This is a genomic window from Enterococcus silesiacus (assembly GCF_001886225.1).
GTDB lineage: Bacteria > Bacillota > Bacilli > Lactobacillales > Enterococcaceae > Enterococcus_L > Enterococcus_L silesiacus.
Map to the genome: position 1 here is coordinate 1 of NZ_JXLC01000057.1, position 1,508 is coordinate 1,508.

General features: G+C 32.2%; 1 protein-coding gene. It reads left to right on the plus strand.

Annotation, left to right across the window (positions count from 1 at the left end; genetic code table 11):
* The first annotated feature begins 304 nt into the window (after positions 1 to 304).
* Positions 305 to 1,405: a tyrosine-type recombinase/integrase gene (locus tag RV15_RS18340; protein ID WP_071879426.1), complete on the plus strand. Its 1,101-nt coding sequence runs from the start codon at positions 305 to 307 to the stop codon at positions 1,403 to 1,405.
* Positions 1,406 to 1,508 lie beyond the last annotated feature (103 nt).

Genomic DNA, 1,508 nt, shown 5'->3' on the forward strand with positions numbered 1-1,508 from the left:
TCCTATTCTAAATAAGAACAGGAAATCAACGTGGGGAAAATGAGAAAATATAGATACTGTTTATGTTTTATCGCTTTAAAAAGGTTTTATGATTTTTAAAATAATTCAAAAATGATTGTTAGAAGATAAAATCAACGTTAATTAGGTGTTTATAATATCTTTTTTTTATCTTTTTATAGTATAACTTATTTTTCTATCAATAACATATCAAATTTTTCGTTAATTTCTGAATAATTTGAGAAAAATCGATTTTTTTATCGCCGTCATTATCGCCGTCAATTATTTTTATGAAAGGAAGATTAATTTGGGGAGAAAAGGGGAAAACATATATAAAAGAAAAGATGGGCGCTGGGAGGGCCGATATGTCAAAGGAAGAAAGGCCGATGGACGTATCCACTATGGCTATGTTTACTGTCAATCATATAAAGAGGCAAAAATAAAATTGACGATCAAAAAAGCAACCATGTTTTCTACTAAAGAGCAATCAGAGCAGTTTTACGGAAGCCTAAATAACTGGTTGGATTACTGGCTAGAAACAGTTATCAGTAAGAAAGTAAAGCCAGGAACATTTGATAGTTATAAAAGTAAGTTGGATTGTCATGTTCGTCCGGTAATTGGCGATATGCCTCTGGGGAATTTAACTGAGGCACATATTTACAAATTTATTGATAGTACACAGAAAAAAATATCAATCAACTCCCTTCATTCTGTATTTAGAGTCTTAAAAACAGCCTTAAAGTATGCTGAAAAACTTCATTTTATTAGAAGTGCAGTTTACGAAAACATCGATCTTCCAAAAGTAAGAAAGCCTAGAATCGCTACTATTTCACAATTTGAACATAAACTTTTGAAAAATGTAGCAAAAAAATCATCTGATGGATTAGCCATATTGATGTCACTAGAAACAGGAATGAGGATTGGAGAAATTGCTGGTTTGAAATGGGAGGATATTGACTTTGCAAATAAAGTCTTATCAGTTAAACGTACACTTCAGAGGGTGAAAACTTACACGAAGAGTGGGTATAAGACACAAATTATTGAGGAGAAACCAAAATCGGAAAATTCAGAGCGAATAATTCCCCTGTCTTCTGATCTGATCACACAATTATTAAGTAAAAAAGAATTGAGTGATAGTCAGTATGTTATTTCTAAAAATCAAAGTTTCACAGAACCTCGAACGATTCGCTATCAATTCAAGCGGTTATTACAAAAATTTAAACTAGTTGAGTGTTCTTTTCATGCGTTAAGACATTCTTTTGCAACTCGCTGTTTGGAAAAGGGGATAAATATTGCTGTGATCAGTTCCTTATTAGGGCATGCATCAACCAAGATGACGCTTGATATTTATACAAATTCTAATTTAATAGAAGAAAGAATTGCAGTGGAAGCAATTGCGGCAATCTAGCATAGAGGAATAAATTCGCCGTCATATTCGCCGTCAAAGAAAAATCAAATCGTTTATAATAAACGATTTATCGATTGATTTCCTGTTCTTATTTAGAATAGGA